Here is a 19,409-nt window from a genome sequence, read left to right on the forward strand (position 1 = left end):
GCCCAGCCGGGAAACTGTACGTGCGACCAGCCGAAGGTGCATGGACTGTATCTCGTGCCGTAAATGCCGGTCTCTCCAAGCCAAAGTGACCCGGACGATATTTGGAACCGACGACGGCTGGAAACTCAAGCAAGATCGGCCGCCGACGGATCGACGCCGAATCCATAGACGGCGGATTTTCACGATTGGTTCATTCAGGAAGCCATCCCCGTACGGTGATCCCCCTAGCGTTCTCTTCGAGCCATAGAAAGGGGCAGATCCCGCGTTCGCGCTCAAACTCGACTTCGAGGCCGCAGCACGGCATGACGCCGCGCGCGCCGCGCCAGCAGGCTTCATGGTTCAGATCCGTGCAGTCCATGTCGAAGCTCTGGCAGAGCCGCTCGATCTTGCGCTCGTCGCGCGGCAGACGTTCGTCCCCGGTCACAAGGAGAAATTCCATGGCTCCTTATTTATCATAATCTCACGGAACCGGGAAGCACGCGGAAGCCGTTTTCATGTATTTCGTGTATTTTGTGGTTCAGGTACAATTGCGGGCGTTATGATCACCGTCGATAAAATCCGTCGCATTCATTTCATCGGTATCTGCGGCACCGGCATGGCCACGCTCGCGGCCATGCTCCAGGAGCGCGGCTTTGAGGTCACGGGGTCCGATGAGGGCGTCTACCCGCCGATGAGCGAGTTTCTCGCGGGAAAGAAGATCCGCGTGACGCAGGGTTTCAACCTTGCCAATATGGAGCCGGCTCCCGATCTGGCCGTGGTGGGGAATGCCGTATCGCGCGGCAATCCGGAGGTCGAGTACCTCCTGAACTTCAAGATCCCCCACACTTCGTTTCCCGAAGCAGTGAAGGAGTTCTTCCTCCGGACGAAGACCTCGGTCGTCGTGGCCGGCACTCATGGCAAAACGACGACCACATCCATGATCGCCTGGGTTCTTCACTCGGCCGGTTTCCAGCCTGATTTTTTGATCGGAGGAATCGCCGAGAACTTCCAGTCCAGTTACGGGCTGGGTGGTGGACGGCATTTTGTGATCGAAGGAGACGAGTATGACTCGGCCTTTTTCGACAAGGGCCCCAAGTTTCTGCACTATCTGCCGGACGTGGTGGTGATCGGCAACGTCGAGTTCGACCATGCGGACATCTACCCGGATCTGGAGGCGGTGTGCCTGCAGTTCCGGCGCCTGGTGAACCTTATCCCGGGGCGCGGGTACCTGGCCGTCGGCGCCGACAGCCCGGACGCCCGGCAGGTGAGCTCCGGCTCCCTGTGCATGAAGGAGACCTTTGGTCTGAATCAAGACTGCGACTGGACCGCGCGCGACATCAGGTACGAAGATGACCGTCTCTGCTTCGACATCCTTTACCATAAGAAACTCTTCCGCAAAGTGCGTCTCGGGTTATGCGGCGCCTTCAACGTCCGCAACGTCCTGGCCGCTACTGCGATTCTGCATCGCCTGGGAGTGCCGGAGGACGATATTCGCGACGGCCTGGAGCAGTTCCGCGGGGTCCGCCGCCGCCTGCAATTGCTCTCCGACGTGGGGGGGATCCGCATCTACGAGGATTTCGCGCACCACCCGACGGCAGTGCGCGAAACCCTGCAGGCCGTGCGCGCTGCCCTCCGGCCTGTGCGTCTCTGGGCGATCTACGAGCCGCGTTCAGCCACGAGCCGGCGGAACGTTTTCCAGCGGGAGATCGCCGGTGCCCTGGCCGAGGCCGATTGCATCGCAATGCCGCCTCTGTTCAAGCCCGAGAGAGTGCCCGACGGGGAAAGGCTCGACATGGCTCAGCTGATCCAGGAGCTGCAATCGATGGGCCGTGCCGCCTGGAATCTCGACGGCGTGGAAGGTATAATTCGACAGGTCTGCGCGGAAGCGCGCAGGGGTGACGTAATCGTGATCCTGTCGAACGGCGGATTTGGAGACATCTTCGAAAAATTGCCGGCTGCCCTCGGCAGGAGATAAGGAACGTATGGGCCTGCAAACCAATAAAATGGCACTCTGCCGGGCGAAACACATCATGCTTCCCTTGCTGGGATTGCCGGTCCTGGCGGCCGCCGGTTTCCTCGCGCCCCGGCTTACCTGGTCACAAGCTCAGCAATCGCAAAATCCCCCTCAAACGCAGCAGCAACGGCCGTTCAAGATTGGCGTCGAAGTGAACATGGTGACCGTGCCGGTCACCGTGCGCAAGCCGGCGGGGGGATTTGTCAAAGGGCTGCCGAAAAGTGCCTTCCACGTTACCGAGGATGGTGAGGAGCAGGAGATCCTGACCTTCGAGCAGGAGGGTGTGCCTACACGCCTGGCGATCGTATTGGACGTGAGCGGCAGTGTGCGCCCCGAATGGGGAACGATCAAATACGCCACCAGGAAATTCGTGGAGAATCTCAAGTCTGAAGATCAATTTGCGCTCATCACGTTCAATACCGAAACCCGCCTGAAGATGGATTGGGGAACCAAAGCCGACCGCCTCGAGGACGTGCTCACATCAGTCTACTGCAAAGACAACACCAACCTCTGGGACACCATCTACACCGTGTCGAACGATGTATTCAAGGACATCCGCGATAAAAAGGCCATGATCATCATGACCGACGGCCTGGACAACAACAGCACCATATCCTATAAAGATGCGCTCGATGCTGCAGTCCATTCTGAGGCGGCCGTCTACGTGGTGAGCAAAACCCAGGCGGTGCGCGAGGCATATCTCGCCGACAAAGCGCAGGGTGGCTGGTACGCGGGCGTTCCCGAAGAGGAGTTTCTCCAGGCGGACCTGGCCCTGCGCAAGCTGGCGTATGAAACCGGCGGCAGGGTTCTCTATCCCAACACTTTCGGTCAACTCGACAATATCTACGCCCAGGTGGACGAAGAATTGCGCAACCAGTACACCCTGGGATACATATCGGCCAACACCGCGAAAGACGGCAGCTACCGCCGCATCGAAGTGACCGTCGACGCTGCCGGCGCCACTACTTCGGCCCGGCCAGGCTATTACGCCCCCAAACGCAAGTAACACACCCGCCAGTCACAAGCCGCTGGACATGCCGCGCCACTCTGTTCTCTACGGCCCCGGCGATCTCGCGTTGAGATATTTCGGCGGCGGCAGCTCTCTTTTCTACGCAGATTAAAAAGTCCTGAGAAACTCCTTGACACCGAATGAATGCCACATTACCGTGAATTTGACCCTCAGCACCTTTCCTCGAACTCAGCCTGAAATCTCGGAGCCATGCGGCAAACTCCGCTGTCCAGGAACGCCCGCTGGCTCCTTGCCAAAACTATCGGCATGGAGGGCTGAGAAGTGCGCGATCTTGCCTATTCTCTCATCTATGAAACTGATCCGCCCCGAATCTGCGAATCCGTGCGGGTCGGTTACGATCCATCGCGAGTTCATTCCGTCTGCTGGACGGAGGAGGAGTTGGGGCGTATCCGACTGGTCCTGAGAAAACTGACGGCGCTGCGAGTGGGCAATCCCGAGGACGCCGAGGACCTGGTCCAGGACACGCTCCTGACCATGGTGCGTAAAGCCCCGGAGATCGATCTCGAAAAAGGAATGCTGATCTGGGCCATGGGAATCCTGCGCAGGAAAGTGGGCAATTATTATCGCAGGGCACAGCGCTTCACCTCGCTCGACGAACAGGTCCGGCACTCGGTCCGATGCTCATCCGTCGTGCCTTCGCCGGAGGCGATCTTGCATCACGCTGAGCTGTGCGCCATGATCGACGCGATTCTTAGCAGGCTTCCCCCGCAGGAACGCGAGGCAATCGATCTCTTTCTCGCAGGCAGACAGACCGGCGAGATCGTCTCGCTCTTGCGCCCGGAGCGCTACCAGAACATCGTCAACCGGGTCCACCGCGGGCGCAAGAAGCTCGCCAAAGAGCTGGCCAGATTCGGTTACGCAAGGCATGCCTCTAAGAAGCAGCACTAATCGCACCCAGATCTGCGGCCGGCTCGGCTAAGCTTTTGCGGATGCTGCATCAATCCGAATTATTCGTGAAGCAGAACCAAACGCCGGTAAAAGGCAACAAAATTGGACGCGGCTAAACGCAGGCAGGAGCTTTTGCCGCGGCAAAAGCTCCTGCACGCAGACCAAGACCGACCGGTCAGCGTCTGTCAGCGGTTTCCCGCGTCCAAAAATTTCTTTTGATCGCATATTCATGAATAATCCGGGTTTAGCTGTCGAGGCCCGAGGCCGGGTTGATGCTCGTGGCTGCGCCCTGCACGCATGGGAGACTGTGTTGAGATTTATTTTATGCGCTTAGGGGGCGCCGTGCCATGTGTGGCAGTTTTTGGCCCGGCATTTCGGAATCGCAGTGATGTTCACGACGATTTTTTGAAATAGAAGGATCTCCCGCGAAACTATACGGGCGACAACACTCCCGGCGGCGGGACCCAACAACAGCCACCCCTTCCATCCCGACTCATCGCCGCCGGGCTCCCTCAGGACCCAAACCACAAAGAAATGAAGTTTTTGTTTCCTGTACCTCACCTATTTGGCGGTTTCAGCCTTATAATCTGGGTGAATGGGTGACGTGAAATGCGTATCCTCTTTGAACGCACCGGCGGCTTTGCCGGCTTGAAAATCAAGGCAGCGCTCGATGCCGAATCGCTGCCGCCGCGGCAGGCCAGGCAGCTACAAAAGCTGCTGGAAGCAAGCCATTTCTTCGACCTGCCACTCAGGCTTGAAACGGCCGTTCCCCGGCCGGACCGCTTCCATTACCGGCTGACCGTTGAGAACGCCAACTGCATCCACACGGTGCAGGCCAGTGAGGATGCAGTTCCCCCCGAGATGCGCCCCCTGCTCGAATGGCTTACAGCCGCCGCGCGCCAGCAAAAACCGTAAAATATCACCGCGAGGAAGCTCGGGACCCGCTGAAACGGACCGGAGTTCCGGCCATGATCTTTTTCCTGGAGTCCCCGGTGCTCATCCTGTGATAGGCTGAGTGCAAAATCCTGGGGAAGGAGCCTTCTGCCTATGCCGGCACACTGTATCATTCCACCCCATATCCTGCGCGCTATTATCATGAACGGCGACAAGCGCCAACAAGCGGCGGCCTGGTCCACCCTCACCAATTCCGAGCAGTTTCGCGGGCAACGCCGAGTTCTGACCTCCCTGGCTCAGATCGCGAGCACTGCTACCGGCACGAAGAGGAGAACCATCTATGACGCCCGACACGGATATAGCCTGCCTGGTCGTCTGGTACGGGGAGAGAGGAGCCCGAGAAGCAAGGATATCGCGGTCAACGAGGCTTACGACGGATCCGGCGCCACCTACGACTTTTTTTATCGCGTTTATGGTCGCAGCTCGATCGACGATCGGGGATTCAGGCTTGACTCCACCGTGCACTACGGCACGAACTACGACAACGCATTCTGGAACGGCCAGCAGATGGTCTACGGCGACGGGGACGGTGAGATCTTCCGTCGCTTCACCGCGGCTCTCGATGTCATCGGCCACGAATTGACTCACGGCCTGACCCAATACGAGGCCAACCTGGACTATCGCGATCAGCCGGGAGCGCTGAACGAATCCTTCTCGGACGTGTTTGGTTCGCTGGTCAAACAGTACAAGCGCAAACAATCAGTCGAAGAAGCCGACTGGCTGATTGGAACCGATCTTTTCATGCCTGGAATCAAGGCCAGGGGTGTCCGGTCCTTGAAGGAGCCGGGAACGGCCTATGACGATCCCTTGCTGGGGAGAGATCCGCAGCCCGGCCACATGCGTGATTATGTGCGTACCACCGAGGATAACGGCGGCGTTCACATCAATTCGGGAATTCCCAACCGGGCCTTCTATCAGCTCGCGGTCAGGCTGGGCGGATGCGCGTGGGAGAAGGCAGGGCAGATCTGGTATCGCGCCCTGTGCGAAAGGCTGCGCGCGCATTCAACCTTCTCTGACGCGATGAATCTGACCGTGCGCACGGCGGCGGAGATTTACGGCGTAAACAGCCTGGAACATAAGGCGGTCCGCGAAGCGTGGTCCGAAGTAGGTCTGTGACGCAGATGGAAGTCTGCATGCACTTGGCTGCCTGTTAAGGAGACGATTCCTCTTCCCACCCACTGGCCGTCCACGATGGTTTCCTTCGGGATCGGGGATCTGCTATGATCTGCGGCCATGCAACGCTCAACAGGTGAACTGAACGGCACCCGGGTTTTTGCTGCCAGGCGCTTCGCGGATGAGCGTGGGACGCTTTTGCAGTCCTACACTCATTCGGGCCTGGAAGCCATGGGCATCCGCGCTCTTTTCAAACAGGCAATTCAGAGCCGGTCAAAGCGCGGCGTAGTTCGAGGCCTGCACTTCCAGTGGAATCCTCTGCAGGGAAAGCTGGTGCGCTGCGTGACGGGCGCCATTCTCGACGTTGTGGTCGATGTCAGGCCCGGATCTCCCACGCTCGGTGATCACGCTGCCATGGAGCTGAGTGAAGAAAATGGTTCCGTACTCTGGGTGCCGCCGGGTTTCGCGCACGGCTTTATGGCCCTTGCCGAAGATTCGATCGTCTATTATGAGTGCACTGCAGAGTGGGCCCCCGCGGCCGAGGGGGGGATCTTGTGGTGCGATCCCGCGCTTGGCATTAACTGGCCGGCCATCGAGCCTACTTTGTCCGAAAAAGACCGCAAGATGCCGACCCTCGCACAATGGCTCGCCGACCCCCGATCGGCGCACTTCCGCATGCAGAACTTATGAGAATCACGAAATGCACGAAAAAGGCTCTCCCCTTTTCGGTGCATTTCGCGGTTCTTGCTTTTATTCGGAGAAGACCTGGGCTTCGAAAATCTGAATGGCTGCATTTGGCTGGCGCCACGCGTTGCTGGGCAGGCCGGCCTTGCGGCATGTCTGGGCCAGGAAGGTCTCCCGGTCCCAGTCGTATTTGGTTGCCACTTGGGGCAGAAGCAGTCCGCGCAGGCCGCCCAGGGAAACAATCAGCCCGTGTCTGCCGACTTCGATGACATGAACATCGGTGATGCGCTCGAACGGCGAGAGTACGGAGATCTCGATCTTCAAATCGGCGACCTCATGTCGAGTTACCGGCTTGAAGCGGCTATCTTCCAAAGCGGCGCTCAGCGCGCAGCGCTGGACCGTCCGGTACAACTCCCCTTCGCTCGACAGCAGGCCGATACATCCTCGCAGTTCCGCTCCTCTATGCAAGGACACAAACGCGCCCCTGCGCTCCAGCAAAGCAGGGTGCTGAGCACAATATTCGGGAATCTGGCCGGTCGAGAAGTAGCTCTCGAGGGTCGCGCGCGTCAGCACGAGCAGTTCTTTCTGTGCGGATTCGTCCAGCACCGGCAGTGAATTATCCATAATCGGAAAAGCCCTGTGGCGCGCGCGACCCTCCGTTATCGCGAATCCCGAAGGCTGCTTGCGGTCGGAGCCTCTGCATTTACCTGAGCCGTTCTTTGGCCCTCCAGCTTGCGCAGACGCCGGAGTTCCCGCCTCTCGGCCATGATCTGGCGCTTCCGCTCGAGGATGCGCAAGCGCCGATGCTCGCGATTCTTGATGCTGCTGTCCAGCATGGACCAGAATTCGACGAAGTATTGAATCATCGAAACCAGAGCGAAAAGGACCACGGCCCAGAGCAGGACCTTCGCTGTCTGCATAACCCAGCCAGGGTGTGCACGCCCGAGGATCAGCCCCACCACGGCCGCCACCTGGAGTACCATCTTCCCTTTGCCAAGAGTGGAGACGCCGACGTTGAATCCCTCGGAGGCCGCGATGCTCCGCAGCCCGGTGACTGCGAACTCGCGTCCGAGAATGATCGCAACCATCCAGGCAGGAGCAAGCCCGAGCTGCACCAATGAGATGAGAGCCGAAGAGATCAGGAGCTTGTCGGCAATGGGATCGAGAAGCCGGCCGAGCGTCGTTACCTGCTTGCGGCGCCGCGCCAGGTAGCCGTCGAGGAGATCCGTGAGTGCAGCCCCCAGAAACAGGGACACTCCCCAGATGGCCCAGGTCTGGAGCTGGGACGCCCCCCAGATAGCCCAGGTCTGCAGCTGTGCGGGTGGAGTAAGCAGAACTACCACGATGAATGGCACCAAAAAAATGCGCACCAATGTCAGACTGTTCGGGAGGTTCATGACTGGTTTCCCACTGTTATGAGACTACCACAAATCCTGCAAAATCAAGCCTAAATGTGAAAAATCTCAACGCAGCGCTCCTGCGACGACTATCGTCGCCGTTCATTGAGAAAAGAAACTTTTAGTTATGCGCGCCGCCAGGTGAACCTATGGTGAATATATGCTGGATATATATTGAATTCCCGGCCCTCCGGGGGGAAGTTTCCGGAGAGAGCGCTGAGATCGCCGATGCCGCGCACCAAAGATCAGAGCAGACGCCGGAGGATCGATCACAATCCGCTCAGCAGCGGTTTCTGCGATCTCATTGAACTCTGCGTCGAGATTTTCTGGATGCTGCTATGCCGCGCCGTGCTGCGGGTTTGTGCGATTGCCATCCAAAATTCGCAACCCAAAATCCCAAACCGTTCCGGCTCCCGGCTGAATGTGACTAAGACTGCAGGATGACGGTCGCCTCGCAATGAGAGAGAATGCGCTCGGTAGTGCATCCGAAAAACATTTCCCGGATCGGGCTGTGGCCATAAGCCCCCATGATAAGGATATCCGAGCGTGCCGCGCGGACGATGTCACAGAGTAGTTCGGAAGCTCTGGTGCCAATGACCACCTTCTTCTGCGGCGTCACACCATGATGGTAGAGAAAAGCCTCCGCGGGACCGAGGGTTTCCTGGCCTGCCTCCTCCGTGGGCGCGACCGTGGTCAGGAGGCATTCGATGCCGGGGCCGGATCCCAATTCCACCACCACACTCAAGGCGCGCGCTGCGTGGACGCTTCCATCATAGGCCACCATCATGCTTTTGACAGCGCCGCCGGCGGGAGACTCTTTGCCGGCTACCAGCACCGGCCGGATCGAACCTCGAATCACACTGGACACCAATGGATCGACCGCGCTTTCATCGCCCTTGGATGCCCTGGTATATCCGGCGTGTGACATGACAACGAGGTCATGTGCCACGGCTTCCCGTGCTATCACTTCACCGGGGATTCCGGCCCTGACATCGGTCGAGCATGATATCCCCTTCTCTTCGCAGACACGGGCGAACAGGTCAAGCCGTTCCTTGGCAAGCCTCGTCAGTTCGTCTAAGAGGGCCTGACTTTCTGCAATCGGCGGGGATACCACGGAGGGCATGAAACCGTCGGCACTGCCCAGCACCGGGATTTCAAAAGATTTGACGTCAATCACAGCCAGGCCCTGGATGTGGCCGCCGCCTCTCCTGGCCAGCCAGAAAGCATAGTCACGCGCACTAGCCGCTTGGGGCCATTCGGCCAAAGGCAGCAGGATTGAAGCGAGCATAACCCCTCCCATGATAAAAGGGGAATGATCACGAAAGGCCTAGATCTGATTTGATCTTGAACAGGTCGAGCAGATCCCGACGCGAGACGATTCCTACCAGCCCGCCGTCCTCGATCACAGGCATACCGCCCAAATCCTCCGCTACCATGCGCTTGAAGGCTTCGGTGGCGTCATCGGTAGGCTTGAGATGCGGCACCTGTTCGATCGGCGTCATGATATCGCGGACTTGCTTAAACATCCACAGTTCCTTGGGCACGGCTTTGACCTGTTCCAGAGAGACCATCCCGACCAGTTCACTCCGGTTGAAGACAGGAAAGCTCGTGAACTGCTGTTTGTAAATGTATTCGCGCACAAGCTCGTCGAGCGAGATCAACCAGTCTACTGAAACGACGCTCTCCTTCATTATTTGCCGGATCTGGACCCCGATCAGGGATTCGCGGATGACGACCGCCTGATAGCTTCCCACGGCCGATTGCTTCATGAACAGGCCGATAAGGACGAACCAGGCTCCCGTGATGAAAGCCTGAGCCACCAGGAACACCAGGACTCCCAGAAAAATGAGAAAAAGGGCAAACGAGTTACCGATCTGGCTGACCACTTTTGTTGCCCGGGATAAATTGCCCCAGCGATCCCAGAGAATCGCGCGCAGAATCCGTCCGCCGTCCAGCGGGAACCCCGGAATCATGTTGAAAACTCCGAGCAGGATGTTGGCGGCCGCCAGGTACCAAGCCACTGCCGCGGCAGGCCCGAGCCTTCCAGCCAGCCACATCAGCGCATAGAAGAAGCCGAAACCGAAGCCGATGAGCATGCTCACCGCGGGCCCGGCGAGAGCAATCAGAAACTCGTGCCGGCCCGACTCGGGCTCCGAAGAGACCTGCGCTAGCCCCCCGAAAACGAACAGGCGTATGCCCGTGACCCGAATCCCGTGTTTCGTGGCCACGAAGGAATGAGCCAGTTCGTGCAGCAGAACCGAGGCGAAGAACAAAAATGCTGCAGTCAGCCCCATGATCCAGTACTGAGCAGGGCTGAATTGCTTCTGGACCGCCGGGAAATAACTTTCCGCCATGGTCGAGGCCACCAGAATGAAAACTACGAACCACGAATAGTCGATAATTATCTGGATGCCACCCAACCGGAACAGATGAATACCCTTTAATTGCATGGAAAAGATATACCATGAAGACACAGCGATTTTAACTCCGCATCTCCGACCTCATACCGCCGACCTCCGGCCCCAGATTTGGTGACCGAAGCCGGGAACTGCGCGGGTTTTGGGGCCGGTATCGGTACCGGCGATTTCCCCTTGGTTTAGATTGGAGGTCGGAAACCCGCGTCGGAGCAACAAACCATTCAATCAGAACAGGATCCTGCCGATGTGAATTGCAGGGTCACCGGCATGCCGGTTTTCTCTCCTGACGTCGGCTGGGACTGCGCTTCGAGTGTGATACAATATTCCTTTTGTTGAGGAGGTTGAAAGTTGATCAAGGCATTCATTCTGGCAGGCGGAAAAGGGGCGCACCTCCGCCCACTAGCGTTGCACATCCCGAAGCCTATCGTTCCCCTGGCAAATATCCCATTCCTGTTTTTCCAGATTGACAATATCAAGCGTGCCGGGATCACGGAGATTATCCTCGGCCTCTCCTACCAGCCGCGGAAGATCACCGACATCTTCGGCGATGGGATGAAGTACGGGGTCACCATGAGGTACGCCTACGAGGATTTTCCCCGGGGAACGGCCGGTGCCTTGAAAGCCGCCGAAAACATGATCGACGACACTACGGTTGTGCTGAACGGCGACATCCTCACCGACACCGATCTTCGGGAAGTGATCCAGCTTCACCAGGAGCGCAAGGCGGATGCCACTATCGTCACCGCCCGCGTGATGAATCCGAGCGGGTACGGTCTGGTGGAGGCAGATGGTGATGGCAGGGTTGTCCGGTTTCTGGAAAAACCTCCGGAGGACGAGATCACCGGCGATACCATCAACGCCGGCATATACGTCCTGGAAGTTTCAGTGCTCAATCGCATTCTCAAGGAAGGCTCCCAAAGCTTCGAGCGCGAGATTTTCCCCTCCATGCTGGCCGACGGCGCACGCATTTACACCTATGCAACGCGTGCATACTGGCAGGATATCGGCAGTCCCCAGAAATATCTCGAAGCGCACTACGGCATCATCTCCGGCCGCGTGAAGCTTCCCAGCTATCCCCAAAAATCCTGTCCCCCGAACAACTGGGAGAAGCGCCAGGTGCAGATCGATTCCTACTCGATCCTCGACGGAGGATGCATGATCAAATCCGGCGTCGTGATCGAGAACTCGGTGCTGGGAGAAGACTGCAGGGTCGAGGAGGGAGCTCTGATTAAGGATTCCGTGATCTGGAGCCAGACTCGGATCCGGCCGAATGCCAGAATCGAGAGGGCCATCATCGGACGGCAGTGTCACATCGGTGAAGGTGTAAGGTTGCGCCCCGGTACCGTCCTCGGCGATAAGACCATTGTGACCGATTACAGCGTACTCTGAAGATCTCAACGCAGGGGACGCAGAATGACGCCCGTTTTTCTCTATTCATGTTGGTGTTTCTCCAGGTTCTCCGCGTAGAGATTTGAGAAGTATTCCATGAGTTGGGCGGCGGCCTTGGGACCCACGTAAGGCGCTAATTCCTCATACTTTGCCTTTCTGATTCGTTCGAGGCTCCCGAAGGCCCGGAGCAACACCTTCTTGCGCACCTCACCGATGCCCGGCACTCCGTCCAGTTCGGAGGTCTGATCGCGCATCTCGAGGCGCTTTCTGTGATAGCTCACGGCAAAGCGATGGGCTTCGTCGCGCAGCGTCTGTATGAGATGCAAGACCGGCGATTCCCGGGGCAGCGCCAACGGCTCTTCCCTTCCGTTCACAAAGAGGATCTCCTCTTTCTTGGCAATCGCGGCGACTGCCTGATCCTCCAGCCCCAGATCCGAGAGCGCCGCCACTGCCGCGGAGAGCTGGCCTTTACCGCCGTCGACCAGAATCAGGTCGGGCAACCGCCCATCGTCCTTCTCCAGCACATTCTCGTAGTGGCGGTGCACCACCTCGCGCATCGATGCGAAATCGTCAGGACCTTTGACGCTCTCGATCTTGAACTTCCGGTATTCGCTCCTTTTCATCTCCCCGTTTTCGCACACAACCATGCTGGCCACGGTGTCGATTCCTTGCGTATGTGATATGTCGAAAGCTTCAATGCGATGGGGCAGTGAATCGATGCCGAGCACTTCCTGGAGCGGCCGCAGGATTTCTTCGCCCCGGGGCTTCATGATGCGGAACCTGGTTTCGAACGACATGTGCGCGTTGCGCATCACGAGGTCCAGCAGGCCGGCTTTCAGGCCGCGCCGGGGCGAGCGTATATGGACCCGGCTCCCTTTGCGCTCTGTGAGCCAGGACTCCAGCGCTTCGGCGTCCTCGATGTCGGCAGGGATGAGGATCTCCTTGGGAGTGAAGGTGTCCTGCAGGTAGTACTGCTTGAGAGCCGCGGAAAAGAACTCGCTCGGATCGAACGACAGGAGGTCCTCCCAATAAAACTCGCGCCGGCCGACCATGCGTCCCGCGCGCATGGCGAAGACCGCCATGGCCAGTTGCTTCCCCTCCTGGCAATAGCCGAACAGATCGGTATCGTCCTGACCTTCGAGAATCATCTTCTGCCGTTCCGACATGTCCCGCACCATCGCGATCCAGTCGCGATACATGGCGGCCGCCTCGTAGCGAAGATCCTCGGAAGCCTTTTCCATGCGCCGCTCCAGCTCCCGGATCAGCCTTTCCGTCTTCCCCGACAGGAGGAGCTTGACGTCTTCGACGGCCTGGTCGTACTGATCCTTCGAGCACAAGCCTGCCACGCAGGGGCCCAGACAACGCTTCATCTGGTAGTCCAGGCAAGGGCGCGGCAGGGTACCGTCAATGGGGAGGTTGCACGTGCGAAGTTTGAAATACCGGTTGACCAGCCGGATCGTCTGGCGCGCATAGCTGGCCGGCAGGAACGGACCGAAATAAAGCGCCCCGTCATTCCGGATCCGGCGGGTGATGAATATGCGCGGGTATGGTTCATTGACCGTGAGTTTGAGATAGGGAAAACTCTTGTCGTCCTTGAGATTGACATTGTAACGGGGCTGGTTTTGCTTGACGAGCGTCGACTCGAGGATCAGCGCCTCGACTTCGTTGTCGACCATGATGGTTTCGAGGTCGGCGACCTCCGCCACCAGGTGCTCGGTTTTAGGATCGAGCGATCGACTTTCCTGGAAATAGGAGCGGACCCTGTTCCTCAGAGACAGGGCCTTGCCCACATAGATCTTCTTCCCCTCGGCGTTCTTGAAGATGTAAACGCCGGGCGAAGCCGGCAGGCTGTCGAGTTTCTGACGTAACGGGCTGGCATGGATCTCGGTCATTACCGCCAATTATACCGGAAACCGGAAGCAGCCGCGAAGAACAGGGCGCGGTGTGGCCGCGTCCAAAAAACCCCGGCGCAGGGCGCGCTTAGTTCCGGAAGGCCCAAGAGCATTGATTTCGGTCCCGGGCGTTGCAGCGCGAACTCTGAGGTAGGTGTCCGTCGCGACACCTTATTCTGCAGCGGCTAGGCTTTGGGCTCCAGCCTGCGCCGGACGGCGGCGTTGACGGCTTTCCCGTCGACAAGCTTGCCTGCGAAACGCGCCATGCACTGCTTCATGACCGCCCCGGTGTCCTTGACGGAGGATGCGCCGATCTCCCGAACCACCTCGTCGACGGTTTTTTCGATCTCATCCTCGGAGACGGCTGCAGGAAGGTACCCCTCAATAATCTTGATTTCGGAAGCTTCCTTGTCTGCCAGTTCGAGCCTTCCGCCGCGCGTGAATTGCTCGATGGAGTCCTTGCGCTGCTTGATGAGCGTGGATAGCACCTGAATCACCTGCGCATCCTCGAGCTCCGCCCTCAGCTCAATTTCCTTGTTCTTGACGGCCGTCTTCATCATGCGCAGGACGCTCAGGCGCAGGACATCCTTGGCTTTCATTGCCGCCGTCAGATCCTCGTTGATCTTATCCCGCAGTTTCACGATCAGCTCCTTGTTGCGCCGCGAGGGCGCGCCAGAAAGCGATTCTTATCTCGCCCCGGGCTCCCGGGGGGATGTTGCGCGCAAGACTTCCATCATCTCCTCGTGGATGCGCACATTCGTAGCGAGGCATTCCCGATCGTATATCGAGCCGGGGTCTCCACGGAGGTTCGTGACCTTGCCGCCCGCCTCGCGCACCATCAGGTAGCCGGCCGCGCAATCCCAGGGATTGAGCTTGAACTCCCAGAAGCCGTCGAAGCGGCCCGCCGCCACATAGCACAAGTCCAGGGCGGCCGAGCCCGCCCTCCTGATCCCCTGGGCGCGCAGTGCGAATTCGTGAAAGTAGTCGAGGTTGTTCTTCGGGCTGGTCCGGATATCGTACGGAAATCCGGTGGCCAGCAGACTTGACCCGAGCGACGCCGTCTGCGAGACCCGGATGGGAATTCCGTTGAGAACGGCGCCGCCGCCGCGGCGCGCCGTGAATACTTCTTCCAGGTTGGGATTGTACACAATCCCCCATTCGACCACGCCGGCGATCTCCAGGCCGATGGAGACGCAGAAAACCGGATATCCGTGAGCATAGTTGGTCGTACCGTCGAGCGGATCGACTATCCAGGTACAGGCCCTCCGGGCCGTCTCAGCGTGCATTTCCTCGGCAAGCACGGCGTGGCCGGGATAGGCAGCAGCCAGCCGGGAAACAATCAGCTTCTCAGCCGCCAGGTCGATCTCCGTCACCAGGTCGATCTCCCCCTTGCGGGCGACCGCAAATCTGCCGTGCAGATGATCCATGAGGAATCGGCCTGCTGTGCGCGCTACCTCCTCGCCCACGCGGGCATACGCGGCGATCTCTTCACTGTCCGATATCAGTTCCCGGTCCACCGGTTCTCCACCTTTACTTCTCATCCAGGCGCACAACTTCGACTCCCTTCGGTATCTTGAACTGAAACTGCCTGCTGTCGACCCTCACATTGGTCTTCAGGTTGTCAAACTCGAATTCAGACGTGTTTCCGGTGCGCTCGCGGATCACGATGCCGCGCAGGTCGTAACTGGCGCTGTCATACGCGATGACTACATAGGCATAATCGGAGGCCGCGGCGCGGGGTGTGAGGCGAAGCCGGCTGGTCGCGCCGGCGTTGTATCCGGCAACGGATTCCCAGGAAACGTCGTAATTGCGACGAATATCCCCTTGGCCAAGCAGGAATTGAAGCGGTGTGCTGCGCAGGTCGTCTGCCGTGAAGTGCTGCACCAGGACCTGCCGGTCTTCCGGCATGTAAAGGTAGGTGTCGCGCCCGTCGGCGACAAACAGCTTCACCTCGGGGTTCCGATATTCCCAGCGCATCAGGCCCGGCTTCTTCATGAATACGGTTCCAGATTCCGTCTGGTTCACCGCCGGGGCGCGGTAAGTCTGCCTGAATTCGGCACTGATGGAGTCGACCGTCGCGTAGCGCCGCTGCAGTCCCGCGATCGCCGCCGCAAGATCGCCCTGTGCATACAATCCCGGACTCGCGAAGGAGACCGCGAGCCCGCAAATGATGCAGCCCACAGCCAGGTATCGAAACGGGTGAAACTTCAATCGGGATTCCATTTTGAAATCTGCGCCGAAATGCCCTGGAAAGCGGCGTCATGCCGCCGCTGCTTCATTCAATCGCAAAGGCGGCGTCATGCCGCCGCACACCATAGTCATTGCTGGAGGGGATCGGCTCCCTCGCGGCTTACATCCTGGTCCGGGTGCCTCAGGGTATCGATCAGCAGCAAGGCGATGCCGATCGTGATCGCGCTGTCGGCAAGGTTAAAGGTCGGCCAATAAAAGCGATTCCTGATGTGAACCTCGATAAAGTCCACTACGGAGCCGCGCATGAGCCGATCGGTAAAATTGCCCAAAATTCCCCCCATGGTCACGGCCAACGCCGCCTGCAGAAGCACACGCTCCAACGGCATGCGCATGCTGTAGATCATGATCACCACTACGGCAGCCACCGCCAGACTCGCTAACAGGTACGGCTTCCAGGTCGACTGGGGATCCTGGAAAAGGCCGAATGCCACGCCGGAATTGAGTACAAAGGAAAAGCGAAGAAAACCGGGGATGATCTCGATGCTCCCGTGCGGGTCAATCGTCGTACTGACGAGGTACTTCGTCAGATGGTCAAGCACCAGAACCACCAGCGTCACCAGGATAAACTTGCTCCTCATCGCGTCATCACCCGGGAAGGATAGCCGGCCCCCTCAGCCATACATCTCTCTGACATGCACCACGCAGCGCTCGCAGATCGTGGGAAGGTCGGCATCCTTGCCCACCTCGACGGAATAGTTCCAGCAGCGTTCGCACTTCTCACCTTGCGCGCGTCCCACATCGACTCGCAACTCAGTCCCGGGCTCGTCGACCACTTCCGTCTGGGAAACAATGAAGATGTAGCGCAGATCCTCGGCTTGCCGGCGCAGCAATGCGGCAGTGTCCCCGCCGGCATGGATGGTCACGCGCGCTTCGAGCGAGTTCCCGATCGCCCCGGTCTTTCGGAATTCCTCCAGCGCTTTCGACACCGCCTGCCGCACTTCGAGCAGCCGGTCCCACGCAGCCACCAGATCCTCCCGGTCATGATTGGCTTCATATTCCGGAAACAGCAGCAGGTGAACCGAGGCGGGCCGGTCCTGCCAGCTGCGCCCCTCATACATCGCGCTGAAGATCTCCTCTGCGGTGAAGGGCAGTATCGGCGCGATCAGGCGCGTGAAAGCATCCAGAACATGCCACAACGCCGTCTGGGCCGAGCGCCTCGAAACCGATCGGGTCGCGTGCGTATAAAGCCGGTCCTTCAGGATATCGAGGTAAAAGGCCGACAGGTCCACGGTACAGAAATTGTACAGGGCGCTGTAGACGAGGTGGAACTGGTAGTCCTCATAACCCTTGACGCATCTCTTGATCAGCCGCGCCGTACGCGCCAACACCCAGCGATCAATCTCGAGCATCTGCTCATAGGCAACCGCGTCGCGATCCGGATCAAAACGGGCGTGCCGGGGATCGTGTTGGTTGCTCAGATTCCCGAGCATGAAGCGGGCGGTGTTCCTGATCTTCCGATAGGCTTCCCTGAGCCGCTCGAACAACTCGTCGAAGATACGGAGATCCTCGACATGGTTCACCGAACTCACCATGAGCCGCGTCACTTCGGCACCTTGCTCCTTGACCAGTTCGCTGGGATCCATGCCGATGCCTTTGGACTTGGACATGGCCCGCCCCTCGGCATCGAGCGCCCAGCCGTGGGTAATGGATGCGCGATAGGGAGACGCGTCCTTCAATGCCACGCCGACCAGGAGTGAGCTCTGAAACCAGCCACGGTACTGGTCGCCCCCTTCAATGTAAAGATCGGATGGCCAGGGGAGATCTTCCCGGTGCCCCAGGGCCGCCAAATGGCTGCCCCCGGATTCGAACCAGACGTCGATGATGTTCATATCCTTGCGGAAACCCCGGCCGCCGCACTTTCCGCAAACGGTTCCCTCGGGCAGCAACTCCTCCGCCTTGCGGATGTACCAGCTGTCGGCGCCCTCGCGGCTGAATATGCCGGCGACATGATCGATAGTCCTTTTTTCGAGTAGGATCTCGCCGCAGCCCTCGCAGTAAAACGCAATGATCGGCACGCCCCAGTCGCGTTGGCGCGAGATGCACCAATCGGGACGATCCTTCACCATGTTGCCGATGCGTTCCTCGCCCCAGGCCGGAATCCAGCGCACCGTCCGGATCACTTCGAGCACGCGCGCGCGGAAACCCTTGTGGTCCAGCGCGATGAACCACTGCGGAGTGGCTCGGAACAGTACCGGATTGTGGCAGCGCCAGCAGTGCGGGTAGGTGTGGCTGAATGGCTCGGAATGGAGCAGCAGGCCCAGATTGCGCAGATGCTCGACGATCCTGGGATTGGCCTCGAAGACAGGCATGCCGCCGAATTTCTCCACCTCAGGCACGAAACGGCCATCGTCGTCGACCGGACAGTAGATATCCATCCCGTACGCGACACCGGTGAGATAGTCCTCGTAGCCGTGGCCGGGCGCCGTATGCACACAACCGGTCCCCGCATCCAACGTTACATAGTCGGCAAGCACGAGAAGTGATTCGCGGTTCAGGAACGGATGCCGCGCCTTACGCCGCTCGAGCACCTTGCCGCGGAAACGGGAGACTTCCTGCACCTGCTGCCAGCCGCAGGCTTGCGCGACGGGCTTCAATAACTCCGTCGCAATGATGTATCCCTTTCCATCGACGCGCACCGCGGAGTATTCAAAATCAGGATGAACCGCTATCGCCAGGTTCGCCGGCAGTGTCCAGGGCGTCGTGGTCCAGATCACGATGGCCCAATCACCCCCTGCCAGCCTGGGATCGATGTCAGAGAGATCCGACTCCATCGGAAATGCCACATAGATGGAGGGGCTGATGTCGTCCTCATACTCCACTTCCGCCTCTGCAAGTGCGGTCTTGCAGCTCATGCACCAGTGCACCGGCTTTTGGCCCTTGTAGACCATCCCCTTTTCGACAAACCCTCCGAAAGCGCGCGCAATTTCAGCTTCATAGGAGTGGCTCATGGTCAGGTAGGGATGCTCCCACTCTCCAAACACCTCCAGCCGCTTGAATCCATCGCGCTGAACCTCAATGTACTTTTCCGCATACCTGCGGCATTCCTTGCGCACCTCGACCTTGGTCATCGCCGCTTTCTTCGATCCGAGAGTCTGATCGACCTTGATTTCGATCGGCAGCCCATGACAATCCCAACCGGGCAGGTAGGGAGCGTCAAAGCCCATCATGGTGCGCGATTTGACAATGATGTCCTTGAGTATCTTGTTGATCGCCGTGCCCATGTGGATGGCCCCGTTCGCGTAGGGCGGTCCATCATGCAGGATATAGGAAGGACAACCTTCCCGCGCGGCACGGATTTTCCCGTAGATGTCGATGTCATCCCAGTGCTTCAGCATCGTCGGCTCCCGCTGCGGCAGGTTTGCCTTCATGCTGAAGGAGGTCTTCGGCAGGTTCAGCGTGTTC

General features: G+C 58.9%; 18 protein-coding genes. 7 read left to right on the forward strand and 11 right to left on the reverse strand.

What is annotated here, in order from left to right:
* Nucleotides 1-190 precede the first annotated feature (190 nt).
* A complete protein-coding gene (locus LAP85_02810) occupies nucleotides 191-439 on the reverse strand; it encodes a hypothetical protein (GenBank protein ID MBZ5495307.1) in 249 nt (82 codons plus the stop codon).
* 99 nt (nucleotides 440-538) lie between these two features.
* Between LAP85_02810 and mpl the strand changes: the two genes are divergently transcribed.
* From mpl to rfbC, 6 genes are all read left to right on the forward strand, one after another.
* Nucleotides 539-1,954 carry a UDP-N-acetylmuramate:L-alanyl-gamma-D-glutamyl-meso-diaminopimelate ligase gene (mpl, locus tag LAP85_02815; protein MBZ5495308.1) on the forward strand — a complete coding sequence of 472 codons (1,416 nt, stop codon included), beginning with the start codon at nucleotides 539-541 and terminating at the stop codon, nucleotides 1,952-1,954.
* A gap of 7 nt (nucleotides 1,955-1,961) precedes the next feature.
* Nucleotides 1,962-2,999: a VWA domain-containing protein gene (locus LAP85_02820; GenBank protein ID MBZ5495309.1), complete on the forward strand. Its 1,038-nt coding sequence runs from the start codon at nucleotides 1,962-1,964 to the stop codon at nucleotides 2,997-2,999.
* 285 nt (nucleotides 3,000-3,284) lie between these two features.
* Nucleotides 3,285-3,911 carry a sigma-70 family RNA polymerase sigma factor gene (locus LAP85_02825; protein MBZ5495310.1) on the forward strand — a complete coding sequence of 209 codons (627 nt, stop codon included), beginning with the start codon at nucleotides 3,285-3,287 and terminating at the stop codon, nucleotides 3,909-3,911.
* Nucleotides 3,912-4,520: 609 nt separating this feature from the next.
* Entirely contained in the window at nucleotides 4,521-4,826 is a 306-nt protein-coding gene (locus LAP85_02830; protein MBZ5495311.1) for a hypothetical protein, read from the forward strand.
* A 132-nt stretch (nucleotides 4,827-4,958) separates the two neighbouring features.
* On the forward strand, nucleotides 4,959-5,981 hold the full coding sequence (locus LAP85_02835; protein ID MBZ5495312.1) for a peptidase M4 family protein: 1,023 nt from the start codon (nucleotides 4,959-4,961) through the stop codon (nucleotides 5,979-5,981).
* 117 nt (nucleotides 5,982-6,098) lie between these two features.
* Nucleotides 6,099-6,668: a dTDP-4-dehydrorhamnose 3,5-epimerase gene (gene rfbC, locus LAP85_02840; GenBank protein ID MBZ5495313.1), complete on the forward strand. Its 570-nt coding sequence runs from the start codon at nucleotides 6,099-6,101 to the stop codon at nucleotides 6,666-6,668.
* Between the two features lie 60 nt (nucleotides 6,669-6,728).
* Here the strand turns inward: rfbC and amrA are convergent, their stop codons facing one another.
* The 4 genes from amrA to LAP85_02860 form a co-directional block, all read right to left on the reverse strand.
* The gene (gene amrA / locus LAP85_02845) at nucleotides 6,729-7,286 is read right to left on the reverse strand and encodes an AmmeMemoRadiSam system protein A (protein ID MBZ5495314.1); all 558 of its coding nucleotides are present in this window, start codon (nucleotides 7,284-7,286) and stop codon (nucleotides 6,729-6,731) included.
* 35 nt (nucleotides 7,287-7,321) lie between these two features.
* Nucleotides 7,322-8,059, reverse strand: coding sequence for a CDP-diacylglycerol--glycerol-3-phosphate 3-phosphatidyltransferase (pgsA, locus tag LAP85_02850; protein ID MBZ5495315.1), 738 nt, complete (start codon nucleotides 8,057-8,059; stop codon nucleotides 7,322-7,324).
* Nucleotides 8,060-8,486: 427 nt separating this feature from the next.
* On the reverse strand, nucleotides 8,487-9,347 hold the full coding sequence (locus tag LAP85_02855) for a universal stress protein (GenBank protein ID MBZ5495316.1): 861 nt from the start codon (nucleotides 9,345-9,347) through the stop codon (nucleotides 8,487-8,489).
* 28 nt (nucleotides 9,348-9,375) lie between these two features.
* Nucleotides 9,376-10,509 carry a site-2 protease family protein gene (locus LAP85_02860; protein MBZ5495317.1) on the reverse strand — a complete coding sequence of 378 codons (1,134 nt, stop codon included), beginning with the start codon at nucleotides 10,507-10,509 and terminating at the stop codon, nucleotides 9,376-9,378.
* Nucleotides 10,510-10,824: 315 nt separating this feature from the next.
* Between LAP85_02860 and LAP85_02865 the strand changes: the two genes are divergently transcribed.
* Nucleotides 10,825-11,865: an NDP-sugar synthase gene (locus LAP85_02865; GenBank protein ID MBZ5495318.1), complete on the forward strand. Its 1,041-nt coding sequence runs from the start codon at nucleotides 10,825-10,827 to the stop codon at nucleotides 11,863-11,865.
* A gap of 41 nt (nucleotides 11,866-11,906) precedes the next feature.
* Here the strand turns inward: LAP85_02865 and uvrC are convergent, their stop codons facing one another.
* From uvrC to ileS, 6 genes are all read right to left on the reverse strand, one after another.
* Nucleotides 11,907-13,757, reverse strand: coding sequence for an excinuclease ABC subunit UvrC (gene uvrC / locus LAP85_02870; protein ID MBZ5495319.1), 1,851 nt, complete (start codon nucleotides 13,755-13,757; stop codon nucleotides 11,907-11,909).
* Nucleotides 13,758-13,942: 185 nt separating this feature from the next.
* Nucleotides 13,943-14,398 carry a GatB/YqeY domain-containing protein gene (locus tag LAP85_02875; GenBank protein ID MBZ5495320.1) on the reverse strand — a complete coding sequence of 152 codons (456 nt, stop codon included), beginning with the start codon at nucleotides 14,396-14,398 and terminating at the stop codon, nucleotides 13,943-13,945.
* Nucleotides 14,399-14,443: 45 nt separating this feature from the next.
* Nucleotides 14,444-15,298 (reverse strand): inositol monophosphatase, encoded by an 855-nt coding sequence (locus tag LAP85_02880; GenBank protein MBZ5495321.1) that lies wholly within the window; start codon nucleotides 15,296-15,298, stop codon nucleotides 14,444-14,446.
* On the reverse strand, nucleotides 15,288-15,980 hold the full coding sequence (lolA, locus tag LAP85_02885; GenBank protein ID MBZ5495322.1) for an outer membrane lipoprotein chaperone LolA: 693 nt from the start codon (nucleotides 15,978-15,980) through the stop codon (nucleotides 15,288-15,290). Before lolA ends, LAP85_02880 begins: the two co-directional genes overlap by 11 nt.
* A 95-nt stretch (nucleotides 15,981-16,075) precedes the next feature.
* Complete coding sequence (gene lspA / locus LAP85_02890; GenBank protein ID MBZ5495323.1) at nucleotides 16,076-16,585, reverse strand: signal peptidase II; 510 nt, start codon at nucleotides 16,583-16,585, stop codon at nucleotides 16,076-16,078.
* A 33-nt stretch (nucleotides 16,586-16,618) separates the two neighbouring features.
* Nucleotides 16,619-19,375, reverse strand: a complete 2,757-nt coding sequence (gene ileS / locus LAP85_02895; protein ID MBZ5495324.1) for an isoleucine--tRNA ligase — start codon at nucleotides 19,373-19,375, stop codon at nucleotides 16,619-16,621.
* Nucleotides 19,376-19,409: the final 34 nt, after the last annotated feature.

The organism is Terriglobia bacterium, assembly GCA_020072565.1.
GTDB lineage: Bacteria > Acidobacteriota > UBA6911 > UBA6911 > UBA6911 > JAFNAG01.